Below are 13,080 nucleotides of genomic sequence, written 5' to 3'. Positions count from 1 at the left end.
AAATTCACGGGAAGCGGTTCGACATGTACAACGATACCGTGTTGGGCTTCAACAAGTCGGGCAAGGAAGTGGCGCGGATCCAGGTCGAAGAGCCGATCTACATTCGGCCGGCCGAGCGCGTGAACTGGCTGTAAGACTCATCTGAACTGAAGCGGTCGGGAGGGGCATACGGTGTTCCTCCCGACCCTTCGCCTGAGTGTTCCCTGACGGTCATCAGCAGGATTGGAAAGCCTCGCACGGATTCATGGGTATACGTGGTCGGTATATCGGATTCCTTCTCGTTGCAACAGTCGCGCTGGCCTTCTCGTTTCTCGGACATCTATGGTTGTTTGAGCAATGGCGCATTCAGCAGGAGCGGCAACTTCTTCGTTCGACCATTCTCATGGAGGTCTTGCGGCTCCAACGGTTGGTCATGGATGTGGAAACGAACTTTCGCGGATATCTCCTCACGGAACAGCCATCGTTTCTCGAACCGATCAATCAGGCCGAAAGCCGGCTGGATATCGGCATGGCGACCTTGACGGCGCTCACTGCCGATCTCCCTGGTTTGGAGGCCGGACGAGGGGTGCTGTTTGCTCGCCTCAAAGAGTTCATTGAGAGCAAACAGGCGCTGATCGCAGTGGTCGGGACGGAGAAGCAGGAGCAGGTGCGATTGTATGTGCGGGGTGGAAGCGGTCGCGCGCTGTTCCTGACCATTGAAAAGGCTGTCGGCGATTTCGAGATGCGCGTTCAGCGCGGAATACCTCTTGAAGACATGACGTATGAGGCCTGGATGGAGCAGGCCCGATGGCAACTTCTCCTCGTGGATAGCCTGGGCGCCATTCTGTGTATCGTGCTCACGCGAACCATGGGCCTTCCGAAACAACTGGTGATCGACCGGCGGACCCGCATCCCACTCTAACCTCCGTCCCACGTTCCCGGTGGCGAGGTTTCGATTCCACGTGGACGCCAGCCTATAGCCGCCAGCCGTTCGCATGCGCGTATGGCCTCTCGAACATGGTAAGATGCCGTCATCATGCCTTCGTTCAAGCTTGAGGCCCCCTTCAAACCTTGCGGTGACCAAGGACAGGCCATTGAGAAGTTGACCGCCGGGGTGCTGGCAGGAAAGCCGCACCAGGCGCTGCTTGGCGTCACCGGTTCCGGTAAGACGTTCACGATGGCCAACGTCATCGAGCGCCTCCAGAAGCCCACACTGGTGCTGGTGCACAATAAGACGTTGGCAGGGCAGCTCTACCAAGAGTTCAAGCAGTTCTTTCCGCACAACGCCGTCGAGTACTTCATCAGTTATTACGATTACTACCAGCCGGAAGCCTATATCCCACAGAGCGACACCTACATTGCGAAAGATGCGTCGATCAACGACGCGATCGATCAAATGCGCCACGCGGCGACGACGTCGCTGTTGCAGCGGAACGACGTCTTGATCGTGTCGTCGGTGTCCTGCATCTATGGCCTCGGATCGCCGGAGGTCTACCATGACATGCTGGTCTACCTTGAGGAAGGCATGGAGACGCGGCGTGAAAAGATTCTCGCCAAGCTGGTGGAGATTCAGTATGCGCGGAACGATGTCGATTTCCACCGCGGGACCTTTCGCGCGCGCGGCGATGTCATCGAGATTTTCCCGGCCTCCTCGGAAGCCAAGTCGGTGCGTATCGAACTCTTCGGCGACGTCGTCGATGCGATCCATGAGATCGATCCATTGACCGGCAAGTCGTTGGGCAAGTTGCCGAAGATTGCGATCTATCCGAATACCCACTATCTCATTGCGCCCGATCGGTATGAGCGAGCCATTACGGGCATTGAGGAGGAGTTGGACGCGCGGGTGGCGGCGTTGAAGAAGAACGGTCAGTTACTGGAGGCCCAGCGGATCGAGCAGCGGACCAAGTTCGACCTCGAGATGATTCGTGCCATGGGGTATTGCCACGGAATCGAAAACTATTCGCGCCACTTGAGCGGGCGCGCGCCGGGTGAGCCTCCGCCGACGCTGATTGACTATTTTCCCAAAGATTTTCTCTTAATCATCGATGAGTCGCACGCGACAGTGCCGCAGATCGGCGGCATGTACGAGGGGGACTTTTCGCGAAAGCGCACGCTGGTGGATTACGGCTTTCGTCTGCCATCGGCCGTTGATAATCGCCCACTGAAGTTCGTCGAGTTTGAGCGAATGGTGAAGCCGGTGATCTATGTGTCGGCGACGCCGGGCTCCTATGAACTGGACCATGCCAAAGGCGAGGTCATCGAACAGATTATTCGCCCGACCGGCTTGATGGATCCGCTCATCGATGTGCGGCCCGCGAAGGGGCAGGTGGACAATCTGCTGGCCGAAGTGCGGGCGGAGACGGCGAGGGGCAACCGTGTACTGGTGACGACGCTGACGAAGCGGATGGCGGAGGATCTCACGGAGTATTACCACGACCTCGGTGTGAAAGTGCGTTATCTGCATGCGGACATCAAAACGTTGGAACGGGCGGAGATTATTCGCGACCTTCGCCGCGGCGTCTTTGACGTGCTGGTCGGGATCAACTTGCTGCGGGAGGGCCTGGATCTCCCGGAGGTCGGGCTCGTGGCTATTCTGGATGCCGATAAGGAAGGCTATCTCCGTTCGCATCGCTCCTTGATTCAAACGGCCGGACGCGCGGCCCGTCATGTCGACGGGCGGGTGATCTTTTACGGGGACACGGTGACTGAATCGATGCGGCGCGCCATTGATGAGACGGCCCGGCGACGGCATATTCAAGAAGCGTACAATACTGCCAACGGCATTACGCCGGAGAGCGTCAAGAAGCAGATTCCTGCGCTGGATTATGCGGTGGGAGGGGCAAACCATGCGCAGCTTGAATTGGCGGCGGAATCTCCCACGGAGTATGCGATCACGGGGAATACGGAGCAGGTGATTCGTCGCCTCGAGGTCGAGATGAAGGCGGCGGCGAAGAAGTTGGAGTTCGAGCGGGCGGCGGAGTTACGAAACCGAATCAGATCGCTGAAACTGAAAGTGTTGGAGGTGGCGCAATAGGACGTGGCCACGGGGGACAAGGTGAGAGGCGGCCATCCTCTCACATCTGTTTATAGAGGTAGGCTCCCAGGAACATGCCAAGGACGCTGAGGAGGCTAACCTTGATGCTGAAGCCGAACGTGAGCTTGAGTAGTACCAGATCGATAGTCAGCGGTGGGTTGATGCCGGGGGAAAAATTACTGGCGAAGATATTTTGAATCGCGCCGTTCGGGGCCATCACGCGCAGAATTTCACCGAAAATCCCGCCCAGCATTCCGCCGATCAGGATAAAGATCAGCAGCACGCCGATCGATTTTCTCATCCCAGCTCTCCCCCCATTCACCCACTGTCGGCTGTATGTGCCGACCTGAGGCACCATATCGGAAGCGTAAATTGATGTCAACAAAATGCATGCCAGGCGCTAGGCTCTGGACTGCTGGGAGGACGGTCTCGAGGTCTTTGCAGTACTGGTTTTGAGCCTTTCCCCGGCTGTTCAGGGTAAAGAGGTGAATGAGGTAAAAATTGTACTGTGCGACAGAATGGCCGGCGCCGAGACGGGACTGGCGGAGGCACGGTAGCGTGGCTTGGAGGACGCTCTCTCGGACGCTTGAATGTCTTGACTTCACCTTTCCCCCTTCTATAGACTGCCCGATGCTATTTTTTTGATGTTTTTCGAGGCGATCGGAGCTCTGGCTCGACCCCGGCTTCGATGGCCTTTTTCTTTGGTGCACTGTGCTTGACGCGTTAAGCGAAAAGTTTGAACGGATTCTCAAGAAGCTTCGAGGGCAAGGTGTCCTCACAGAGGACAACATTGCCGAGGCGCTGAAGGAAGTCCGCCTCGCCTTGCTCGAGGCCGACGTGAACTTCAAAGTCGTCAAGGAGTTCCTGGATCGCGTTCGAGAAAAGGCGGTTGGGCAGGAAGTCCTGAAGAGCCTGACCCCCGGCCATCAAGTCGTCAAGGTCGTCTGGGACGAGCTTCGCGGGATGATGGGGGGAGAGCGTGCAGGAATCAGTCTCGCCTCCACGCCGCCCACCATTTTGATGATGGTGGGACTGCAGGGCGCCGGAAAAACGACCACTTCCGGAAAGCTCGCACGGTTATTCAAGAGTCAAGGCAAGCGTGTGTTGCTCGTGGCGGCCGACCCGCGTCGCCCGGCCGCGGGAGACCAGTTGGCGAGTCTGGGGCGTGATCTCGGTATTGATGTCCACCGCTTCGATCAGGTTGATGCCTCGCGCGCCGACGTGGTGAGGATTTGTCAGCGCGGAGTTGAGCGTGCCCAGGAGCAGGGCTATGACCTCGTCGTGCTCGATACCGGTGGTCGCTTGCATGTCGACGATGAACTGATGGCCGAACTTGTGGCCGTCAAGCAGGCCGTCAATCCCCACGAAGTCCTGCTGGTTGCCGATGCGATGACCGGCCAGGATGCCGTGAATATGGCGGGCCAGTTCAATCAGCAGGTCGGCCTCACGGGCGTCATTCTGACCAAGGTCGAAGGTGATGCCAGAGGGGGAGCCGTCCTTTCGATTCGGGCCGTGACGGGACAGCCGATCAAGTTCCTCGGCATGGGGGAAAAGCTTGATGCGCTCGAGCCGTTTCATCCTGATCGGATGGCGTCCCGAATTCTGGGCATGGGCGATGTCCTCTCGTTGATCGAGAAGGCCCAGGAAACGTTTTCTCGGGAAGAAGCCGAAGCTGCGCAGAAGAAATTGATCAGCAGCACGTTCACGTTGGAAGACTTCCGGTCGCAACTCGGGCAGATGAATCGGTTGGGCTCGTTCGAGCAGATCCTGGGCATGCTCCCCGGTGGCCAGAAACTAAAGGATCTCGCAAACAGCGGTTTGCCTGAAAAAGAAATGAAGCGGGTCGCGGCCATGATTGATTCCATGACTGCGCGGGAACGACGAGACCATACGCTGATCAACGGCAGCCGGAAGAAGCGCATTGCACGCGGAAGCGGTACGAGCGTGCAGGAGGTCAACCGTTTGATCAAGCAGTTTTTGCAGGCGAGAAAGATTGCCAAGGTCATGTCGGGCGGTGCCGGCGGCCGGCGGCAGTTGGCCCAAATGCTTCGAGGCATGTAGTCGGGTGAGTGTCGGGCATTGATGACGTGCGAATGACGAAGAGAGTCCTAACCGAGCGGAGATAGCCGAAGGCTGAGCGCTCATTATTCTGAGGAGGTTCGAGTGGCAGTTCATTTACGATTGGCGCGGACGGGGCGGCACAAGCGCCCGATGTATCGGGTTATCGCGGCGGATTCGCGGAAGCCTCGCGATGGCCGGTTCTTGGAAATTCTCGGCATTTTTGATCCGCTCAAGAACCCGGCGGTGCCGGACTTGAAGTCGGAGCGAGTGCTGTCGTGGTTGCGGCACGGCGCGCAGCCCACCACCACGGTGCGGACGTTGCTCAAGCGGCACGGTGTGTGGAAAGAGTTCGAGACCGAGAAGAGCGCCAAGGCAGCCAAGCCGGCACAAGGCGAAGCGCGCAAGAAGTAGTCGGGGCCCATGGCGACGCTCGATCAGGCAGAGCTTGTGACCATCGGCCGGATTGAGCGGTCTTTCGGCGTACGAGGCGAAGCTCGGGTGCGATCGCTCAGCGACGTGCCGGGTCGGTTCGATCACCTGGGAGAGGTGACCCTTGTCGCGTCGAATGGCAAGAGTCTCGTCACCCGTGTCACTCATGTGCGGTCCGGCGGGCCGACGCTCATCGTCGGGTTCGAGGCCTTTGCGACCCCCGAGCAGGTCGCCGAGTTTCGCGGCGGGCTGGTGCAGGTTCCGCGCGGTGACTCGCCGGCGTTGCCGGCCGATCAGTACTATCAGTGTGATTTGATCGGGATGGTCGTGCAGGATGAGTCCGGGACAGTGTTGGGGACGCTGGAGGAAGTGCTCGCCATCTCTGACAACCAGGCGTTCTTGGTCCGGCAGGACGGCAAAGAGCTGTTGATTCCTGCGGCAAAACAGATCGTGGTTGCAGTCGATGTGGCAGGGCGTGTGATGACGGTGCGGTTGCCTGAGGGATTTGGAGATCTCTAAGATGCGCTGTGCCGTGGTGACATTGTTTCCGGACATGGTGGCTCCCGTCATCGGCCACAGTATCCTCAAACGGGCCCAGGAAAAGGGCTTGTTGGAGGTTGCTGTCGAGAATTTGCGTGACCATACCTTTGACCGGCATAAGACGGCCGACGATCTGCCGTACGGTGGCGGAGCGGGGATGGTCATGAAAGCTGAACCGGTGCTGCGGGCGATCGATTCACTGCGAACCCGGTATCAGACTGCTCATCCGGGAACGACATTGCGCGTGATCGTGCCGTCTCCACAGGGGCGTCCGTTTACGCAGGAACTCGCGCAGTCTTTGGCGCAGGACGAACGTGTTGTGGTGTTTGTGTGCGGGCACTATGAGGGGATGGATGAGCGTGTCCGACTGGCGCTGCATCCCGAGGAGATTTCCGTCGGCGATTACGTGCTGACCGGTGGAGAGTTGCCGGCGCTGGTGATGATTGATGCCGCGGCCCGCTTGGTCCCTGGCGTGCTCGGTGATGCGGCGTCGGCGGCCGAAGAGTCTTTTACCGAGGGGCTCCTGGAATATCCGCACTACACGAGGCCGGCAGACGTGCGCGGGATGGCGGTCCCTGAGGTGTTGGTTTCGGGGCACCATGAGGCGATTCGATTGTGGCGTCGGAAGGAAGCGTTGCGGAATACTTATCTCAAGCGACCGGACCTGTTACGGGATCGTGAGCTGAGATTGGAAGATCGACGGTTATTAACTGAAGTGATGCAAGAGAGTTTGGTACAGGTACCTGTTCGTTGAGAGGAGGAGAGAGACTATGAATCGGCTAGAGCGGATCCAGCGATCCTTAACCAAGAAAACGGCACCCAAGTTCGAGATCGGGGATACCGTTCGTGTTCACGTGAAGGTCGTTGAAGGTGAGAAAGAACGAATCCAGGTGTATGAAGGAACCGTGATCGCACGAAAAGGGACTCTGAACAGCGAGACCTTCACGGTGCGAAAACTGTCATATAACGTGGGGGTTGAACGGACGTTCCCCATTCATTCGCCCAACGTCGCTAAGGTCGACGTGGTTCGCCAGGGGCGCGTTCGCCGCGCCAAGCTGTATTACCTGCGAACCAAAAAAGGCAAGTTTGCCAAGGTGGAAGACCGCGAGTTTAAGGTCGAGGCCAAAGCACCGGCCGGCGCCAAGCAGGAAGCGGCAGCCGCCACGGCAGCAAAGGCGTAATACCGCCGTCCACATGCGAGCTGGACAGAGGCGCACGTGTGGCTGAAAGGCTAAACCTGACGACAGGGGGCCCCACCGAGGAGTTCGAAGTGGAGGCTCGGTCGCGTGGGTATCGCTTCATCGCCGGCCTGGATGAAGCGGGGCGTGGGCCTCTCGCCGGTCCAGTTATCGCAGCCGCTGTGTTATTGCCGCGTCGATGTCGCCTGCCTGGGTTGAACGATTCCAAGCAGATCGCAGAATCTGAACGCAACCGACTCTTTGCCGAGATTGTGCATCGGGCGACCGGCGTCGGGATCGGTGCTGCAACGGAGGCGGAGATCGACCGACTGAATATTCTCCAGGCATCCCGTCTTGCGATGCGTCGGGCGCTGGATGCACTTCCGGTCAGACCGGACTTTTTGTTGCTCGACGCCGTGGTTCTCCCCGGGCTTTCCATTCCTCAGCGTGCCATCATCAAGGGCGACGGGCTCTCCTGTTCGATCGCGGCCGCATCCATTGTCGCGAAGGTGACGCGGGACCGATTGATGGTTGAGTATCACCGCTGGTATCCCCACTATAATTTTGCGGAGCATAAAGGGTACGGGACGCCGGAACATCTCCACCAGCTTCGAACGCATGGTCCTTGTGCGATTCACCGCCGCAGCTTCTCTCCGGTGCAGCAGGTGCTTGCCCAGGACCGGCGGCAGGACGCTCCGCCGGTGACTCCGGTTTGAAGAGGGACTCGATCAATGGCCGACGGACGACGCCTGGTGGGAGACGAAGGGGAGGGACGGGCCGAGGCATTCTTGCGTGATCAAGGGTTTCGCATTCTTGGCCGGAACGTGCGCTCCCCCTTGGGCGAACTCGACTTGGTCGCAGATGATCATGGCGTGTTGGTGTTTGTGGAGGTGAAGCGGCGCCGCACCGGGGCATACGGCGGCGCCATTGAAGCGGTTGATGCACGTAAACGTGCGAAGTTGGTCCGGCTGGCGGCACAGTATCTGGCTCAACATCGAATTGAGGATCGGGCTTGCCGCTTCGATGTCGTGTTGATCCAGGATGATGCCGGTCCCGCTGAAGCGGTGCAACATATTGCGAATGCATTCGACGTTGGTGGGGATGATCTGCGATGGTAGGAGGGATGAACGCGTCAGCGTGATGTATCAGTGGCCTGTTCTGTGAGGCGGGGAGTGGCCGGCACGTCCGGGCGCTCGGCTCGCGGCCGGTGGCACCATTCATGATTCAACTGTTTCATGTCTCAAAATATTACGATCGCCGTCCCGCACTCTCCGACGTCACGCTCGAGATCGAGAAAGGCGAGTTCGTGTTGTTGATGGGGCCGAGCGGCGCCGGAAAATCGACCTTGCTGAAGCTGTTGATCGGGGCCGAGCGTCCGGAGGAAGGTCAGGTTCTCATTCAGGGTCGTAGTCTTTCCAAGTTGCGCGCATCCGAAATTCCAGTCCTCCGCCGAAAAGTCGGCGTCGTGTTGCAAGACTTCCGACTTCTTCCGAAGAAAACCGTCTTTGAGAATGTGTCCCTTCCCTTGCTGGTGCAGGGCGCTTCCATCACGGAAATCCGACGCAAGGTGGCGGAGGCGTTACGTTCCGTCGGGCTGGACCACAAGAAAGATCTCTTTCCCCCCGGGCTTTCCACCGGGGAGCAGCAACGTGTGTGTATCGCACGCGCTATCGTCAACGGGCCGATCATGCTCCTGGCGGATGAACCGACCGGGAATTTGGATCCTGAGTTGACAAGCGAAATCATCGAGCTGTTCAAAGCCATCAACGCCAGAGGCACGACGATTATCGTGGCGACGCACGATCCCAATGTGCTGGCTCAGGTCAATCGGCGGGTCATCACCCTGGAGCACGGGAAGGTTGTGTCACGGGAGCAGGTGTGTCTGTGAGGCGGCTGCTCTACTTGTTGCGGGAAGCGGTCGTCAACGTCCTCACGAATCGCACGACCACGGTGGTCGCTGTCGCCACGACCGCGTTTACCTTTGCCTGCGTCGGCGTCTTTCTCCTGCTCTACGTCAACCTGAAAGCTCTGGCTGCCTCGCTGGAGCAAGATATTCAAGTGATGGTGTATGTGCAGGATGATCTGCCTGAGCCCGCACGAAACGAGATCGAGCTCCAGTTGCGAGCCGATCGCGCGGTGCGGTCCCTTACGTATGTCTCCAAGGAGCGGGCGCTGGCCGATTTTCAGGCGCAGTTTCCCTCGGAGTCCCGGCTCCTCCAGGGGCTGGGACAGAATCCCTTGCCCGCGTCGTTCGTGGTCGCCCTGGCTGCGGATTCACGTTCAGCGGACGCGATGCGGCGTTGGGCCAATCGTGTGCAGCTGATTCCCGGCGTCGGTCAAGTTCAATACAATCAGGAATGGGTGGAGGCGTTGGCTGGGATTGTCCGCTACATCGAGGTGGCGGCCATCATTGTCGGGCTGATCTTGTCCACCGCGTCCGTCACGATCATCGCGAACACCATCCGTTTGGCACTCTATTCGCGTCGTGAAGAAATTGAGATTCTCGGTCTGATCGGCGCGAGTACGACGTTCATTCGTGTGCCCTATCTCCTGGAAGGGGCGGCACTGGGGCTCTGTGGGAGTGCCCTGTCGCTGGTCATTCTCAAGGCCGGATTCGAACTGTTCCGTCATGAAATCCATTCCGCCACCCGCTTTCTGGGTGTCGATGCCCTGCTGACCTTCTTTTCGTTCGACATGTGTGTGGTGCTCGTCTTGGTCGGGCTGTTCCTCGGTTGCGCCGGCAGTTTTCTTTCGCTGTTGCACTTTGGAGAGGGGCGGGCATGAGGTGGATTCGGGGGGGATGCCTGTTCCTCACGCTGCTGTGGCTGGTTTCGCTGTCGCAGGCTGCCGAGCGTAAGGACTCGTACGCGGACAAGATCGAGCAGGAAAAGAAGACGCTGGAAAAACTGCGCGGCACCATTGTCGAAAAACGCAAGAAGGCGGATGAGGCGGAGAAGAAGCGGGAATCGGTGTTACAGGGTTTGCAATCGTTAGATGAGCGCCTGGTTCGATATCGGCAGGAGCACCAGGATATCGTCAAGAAGCTCAAGCGGAAGGATTTGGAAATTGAGCAGATGAGCGTGCAACTAAGTCGGCTCTCTGAGCGTATCGACGAACGGCAGGATGCCATTGCCGCCCGCTTACGGGTTCAGTATGTCGAGGGGCGCTTCTGGCATCTGAAGACGCTTCTTGCGGCCAGTTCAGCCGGAGATTTCCAGCGTCGGTTTCGCTATCTCTCGGCAGTGACGCAGCGAGAGTATGAGATCATGGAAACCTACCGAAGGGATGCCGAGCGGATCGCTGAAGTCGAACGAAATCGGGAGGAGGCACGTCAGGGCATTCTGGCGTACAAGGTCACCACGGAAGACAAGCTGGCTCAGATCCAGGGTTTGAAAAAACAGAAACGGGTCTATCTTGCGAAAATCACGCAAGAAAAGGAATCCCATGATCGGGCCGTGGAAGAGCTGGAACGTTCGGCAACCAGGGTCGACAGTCTATTGAAGGAGCTGGAGGCCAGGCGTCGAGCCGCGCTGGCCAGTCGCCCACCGTCCGCCGGGGGAGGCCTTCGCGCCTTACGCGGAACGCTGTTGTGGCCCACCGACGGGCAAGTGGTGTCCTACTTCGGCAGGCAGAAGCATCCCACGTTTAATACCTATATCCAGCGAAAAGGGATTGAGATTCGCGCGGCGGAAGGGAGTAATATACGGTCGGTGTTGGCCGGTCAGGTTGTCTATGCAGACTGGTTGAAAGGGTACGGACTCGTTATAATCATGGATCATGCCAATGGGGTGTTTTCGCTGTACGCCCATGCATCAAAAATTTTGACCTCCGTCGGGGCCAGAATAGAAGCGGGGGAAGCAATCGGTGAGACGGGCGATACGGGCATGACTGGTGAGAATACGCTTTATTTTGAGCTGCGCGAAGGGGCGGAGCCGGTAGATCCCCTGGTGTGGCTCTCTAAGCGGTAGGCCTCGGGGAGGAAGGAACCCACGTTATGGAACAGCGGCGGAGCCGACGGTGGTTATATCTTTTGTTGATGGTGACGGTGGCCTTAGGCATCGGCCTGATTTTGGAAAAGGGATTGGAACGGACCGGGCACGCATCCGAAACCTACGAGGAATTGCGGACATTCTCCGAGGTGTTGACGCAGGTGCAGAAACACTATGTCGACGAAACTAAGGTGAAAGACCTCGTCCAGGGCGCGATTCGTGGCATGCTGTCGACGCTCGATCCGCATTCGGCCTACATGACTCCTGAGATGTATAAAGAGATGCAAGTCGAGACCAAGGGTGAATTCGGCGGGGTGGGGATTCAAATCGGCGTGAAGGAAAACCGATTGGCCGTGATTTCCCCGATCGAAGGAACACCCGCGCATCGGGCAGGCATCAAGGCCGGCGACTTCATTACCAAGGTGAACGACGAGCCCACCAAAGACTTGACCCTGATGGATGCGGTGCAGAAAATGCGCGGCCCGAAGGGGACGAAAGTCAATCTGACGATTCAGCGCGAAGGCACCGCCGATCCTCTGGCGTTCTCACTGGTGCGCGATACCATCAAGATCGAAAGCGTGAAGTTCAAGGTGCTCGACAACACCATCGGGTATGTCCGGCTGACACAGTTCCAGGAGGCCACGGGTCGTGACCTCAGTCGGGCGCTGAAGCAATTTAAGGAGCAGAAGGTGCAGGGCACCATCCTCGACCTGCGGAACAATCCCGGCGGTCTGCTGACGGCGGCGGTCGATGTGTCGGAACAGTTTGTGGGGAATGGAAAGCTGATCGTTTATACCAAGGGCCGCGAAGGCAAGAAAGATGAGTGGTTCTCCAAGACCAAGGAGACGCTGGAAGATTCTCCGATGATCATCCTGGTGAACGAAGGATCTGCGAGTGCGTCCGAGATCGTGGCCGGTGCCCTGCAGGATTGGGGGCGTGCCGTGATCGTCGGGACTACGTCGTTCGGCAAAGGATCGGTGCAAACGATTCTCCCGCTCGGTGACGGCTCCGGCCTCCGTCTCACGACGGCTAAGTACTATACCCCGAAAGGCCGCTCGATTCAGTCGACCGGCATCACACCGGACATTGTCGTGAAGCTTCAGGCACCGACGGTGGCAAAAGCCGGTGAGAAGGAAGGGAAGGAACCTGAGCCGAAGGTGGCGAAGGGGGCGGCGACGGGTAAGGATGCGCCCGCAAAACCGGCCGAGGAACCGGCGCATAAGAACGGGGCCGTCTCACTAGGCGATGCAGCCGGAGAAATTTCCTTGGACGACGACGTTCAACTGCAGAAAGCCGTCGAACTGCTCAAGACGTGGAAAATCTTTAAGGAGCTGCGTCCGGCGGCGTAAGTGCTGCCGGTGTGAGCTGGCGACGGATTGCCGCGAGCAATGCTTCTTCCGATCCGGTAAATCCTGGTTGCGTTCGCAACAGGTGGGACGCAACCAGGGATTCCAGATCGGTCAAGGTGCGGATGTTGAGTCTGAAATACACATAGCTCACCAAGGCATCGGATAGGCCTGGTAGTGCAGCCCAGGCCGCCACTTCCTCCGGCAACGGAGTCCTCAGTTCTTCATACGCGCGAATCGTGCCGGTCGAGAGAAACTCTTCTATTTTCCCCGCTAAGTCTTTCCCGATTCCCGGGATGTTCTGCAACTCGTGCCGTGCAGCCAAATCGGTCAGATCTCCTGTCACGGAGAGAATCGCATCGGCCGCGTTCCGGTAGGCGCGTACCCGATAGGGATTGGCGCGTTGGGTTGCCAGGAGTGTGGCCATGGCCCGGAAGATCTGGGCGAGTTGCTGGACGCGTTGATCCATGAGTGAATCCCAAGAAGCAGCGAAGGCCATTGTGCGGGCAATCGATGGCAAACGG

General features: G+C 58.5%; 16 protein-coding genes. 14 read left to right on the top strand and 2 right to left on the bottom strand.

Features of this window, described 5'->3' with window-relative positions; all coding sequences use genetic code 11:
* The 3 genes from JNL86_13655 to uvrB all read left to right on the top strand — a co-directional run.
* Positions 1-134, top strand: a 134-nt coding sequence (locus JNL86_13655) for a nitrate oxidoreductase subunit beta (GenBank protein MBL8043956.1), incomplete at its 5' end; no start/stop codon positions are given.
* A 110-nt stretch (positions 135-244) separates the two neighbouring features.
* Positions 245-901 (top strand): CHASE3 domain-containing protein, encoded by a 657-nt coding sequence (locus JNL86_13650; protein ID MBL8043955.1) that lies wholly within the window; start codon positions 245-247, stop codon positions 899-901.
* A gap of 111 nt (positions 902-1,012) precedes the next feature.
* Positions 1,013-3,013 carry an excinuclease ABC subunit UvrB gene (uvrB, locus tag JNL86_13645; GenBank protein MBL8043954.1) on the top strand — a complete coding sequence of 667 codons (2,001 nt, stop codon included), beginning with the start codon at positions 1,013-1,015 and terminating at the stop codon, positions 3,011-3,013.
* 40 nt (positions 3,014-3,053) lie between these two features.
* Here uvrB and JNL86_13640 read toward each other — a convergent pair whose 3' ends face one another.
* Positions 3,054-3,314 carry a DUF4321 domain-containing protein gene (locus JNL86_13640; GenBank protein ID MBL8043953.1) on the bottom strand — a complete coding sequence of 87 codons (261 nt, stop codon included), beginning with the start codon at positions 3,312-3,314 and terminating at the stop codon, positions 3,054-3,056.
* A 410-nt stretch (positions 3,315-3,724) separates the two neighbouring features.
* On the opposite strand from JNL86_13640, the gene ffh reads away from it, so the two are divergent.
* From ffh to JNL86_13585, 11 genes are all read left to right on the top strand, one after another.
* Positions 3,725-5,074 (top strand): signal recognition particle protein, encoded by a 1,350-nt coding sequence (gene ffh, locus JNL86_13635; GenBank protein MBL8043952.1) that lies wholly within the window; start codon positions 3,725-3,727, stop codon positions 5,072-5,074.
* A gap of 102 nt (positions 5,075-5,176) precedes the next feature.
* Positions 5,177-5,485 (top strand): 30S ribosomal protein S16, encoded by a 309-nt coding sequence (gene rpsP / locus JNL86_13630; GenBank protein ID MBL8043951.1) that lies wholly within the window; start codon positions 5,177-5,179, stop codon positions 5,483-5,485.
* Positions 5,486-5,494: 9 nt separating this feature from the next.
* The gene (gene rimM / locus JNL86_13625; protein ID MBL8043950.1) at positions 5,495-6,022 is read left to right on the top strand and encodes a 16S rRNA processing protein RimM; all 528 of its coding nucleotides are present in this window, start codon (positions 5,495-5,497) and stop codon (positions 6,020-6,022) included.
* A gap of 1 nt (position 6,023) precedes the next feature.
* Positions 6,024-6,797, top strand: coding sequence for a tRNA (guanosine(37)-N1)-methyltransferase TrmD (trmD, locus tag JNL86_13620; GenBank protein ID MBL8043949.1), 774 nt, complete (start codon positions 6,024-6,026; stop codon positions 6,795-6,797).
* Positions 6,798-6,813: 16 nt separating this feature from the next.
* Positions 6,814-7,224: a 50S ribosomal protein L19 gene (rplS, locus tag JNL86_13615; GenBank protein ID MBL8043948.1), complete on the top strand. Its 411-nt coding sequence runs from the start codon at positions 6,814-6,816 to the stop codon at positions 7,222-7,224.
* 38 nt (positions 7,225-7,262) lie between these two features.
* Positions 7,263-7,937, top strand: a complete 675-nt coding sequence (locus JNL86_13610; GenBank protein MBL8043947.1) for a ribonuclease HII — start codon at positions 7,263-7,265, stop codon at positions 7,935-7,937.
* A 15-nt stretch (positions 7,938-7,952) separates the two neighbouring features.
* The gene (locus JNL86_13605; GenBank protein MBL8043946.1) at positions 7,953-8,339 is read left to right on the top strand and encodes a YraN family protein; all 387 of its coding nucleotides are present in this window, start codon (positions 7,953-7,955) and stop codon (positions 8,337-8,339) included.
* Between the two features lie 101 nt (positions 8,340-8,440).
* Entirely contained in the window at positions 8,441-9,109 is a 669-nt protein-coding gene (gene ftsE, locus JNL86_13600) for a cell division ATP-binding protein FtsE (protein ID MBL8043945.1), read from the top strand.
* Positions 9,106-10,005, top strand: coding sequence for an ABC transporter permease (locus tag JNL86_13595; protein MBL8043944.1), 900 nt, complete (start codon positions 9,106-9,108; stop codon positions 10,003-10,005). Before ftsE ends, JNL86_13595 begins: the two co-directional genes overlap by 4 nt.
* A complete protein-coding gene (locus JNL86_13590) occupies positions 10,002-11,189 on the top strand; it encodes a peptidoglycan DD-metalloendopeptidase family protein (protein ID MBL8043943.1) in 1,188 nt (395 codons plus the stop codon). The genes JNL86_13595 and JNL86_13590 overlap by 4 nt, the downstream gene beginning before the upstream one ends.
* A 26-nt stretch (positions 11,190-11,215) precedes the next feature.
* Positions 11,216-12,559 (top strand): S41 family peptidase, encoded by a 1,344-nt coding sequence (locus JNL86_13585; GenBank protein MBL8043942.1) that lies wholly within the window; start codon positions 11,216-11,218, stop codon positions 12,557-12,559.
* Here JNL86_13585 and JNL86_13580 read toward each other — a convergent pair.
* Complete coding sequence (locus JNL86_13580; GenBank protein MBL8043941.1) at positions 12,534-13,025, bottom strand: histidinol-phosphatase; 492 nt, start codon at positions 13,023-13,025, stop codon at positions 12,534-12,536. The genes JNL86_13585 and JNL86_13580 overlap by 26 nt on opposite strands.
* Positions 13,026-13,080: the final 55 nt, after the last annotated feature.

This window comes from Nitrospira sp. (genome assembly GCA_016788885.1).
GTDB lineage: Bacteria > Nitrospirota > Nitrospiria > Nitrospirales > Nitrospiraceae > Nitrospira_A.
This window is presented reverse-complemented; position numbering and strand designations above follow the sequence as displayed.

Excerpts from the sequence above, each read along its gene's own strand:
- JNL86_13650 (MBL8043955.1), top strand. The coding sequence starts at position 245 with ATGGGTATACGTGGTCGGTATATCGGATTCCTTCTCGTTGCAACAGTC.
- ftsE (MBL8043945.1), top strand. The coding sequence starts at position 8,441 with ATGATTCAACTGTTTCATGTCTCAAAATATTACGATCGCCGTCCCGCA.
- JNL86_13585 (MBL8043942.1), top strand. The coding sequence starts at position 11,216 with ATGGAACAGCGGCGGAGCCGACGGTGGTTATATCTTTTGTTGATGGTG.
- JNL86_13590 (MBL8043943.1), top strand. The coding sequence starts at position 10,002 with ATGAGGTGGATTCGGGGGGGATGCCTGTTCCTCACGCTGCTGTGGCTG.
- rplS (MBL8043948.1), top strand. The coding sequence starts at position 6,814 with ATGAATCGGCTAGAGCGGATCCAGCGATCCTTAACCAAGAAAACGGCA.
- JNL86_13605 (MBL8043946.1), top strand. The coding sequence starts at position 7,953 with ATGGCCGACGGACGACGCCTGGTGGGAGACGAAGGGGAGGGACGGGCC.
- rimM (MBL8043950.1), top strand. The coding sequence starts at position 5,495 with ATGGCGACGCTCGATCAGGCAGAGCTTGTGACCATCGGCCGGATTGAG.
- JNL86_13580 (MBL8043941.1), bottom strand. The coding sequence starts at position 13,025 with ATGGATCAACGCGTCCAGCAACTCGCCCAGATCTTCCGGGCCATGGCC.
- JNL86_13640 (MBL8043953.1), bottom strand. The coding sequence starts at position 3,314 with ATGAGAAAATCGATCGGCGTGCTGCTGATCTTTATCCTGATCGGCGGA.
- trmD (MBL8043949.1), top strand. The coding sequence starts at position 6,024 with ATGCGCTGTGCCGTGGTGACATTGTTTCCGGACATGGTGGCTCCCGTC.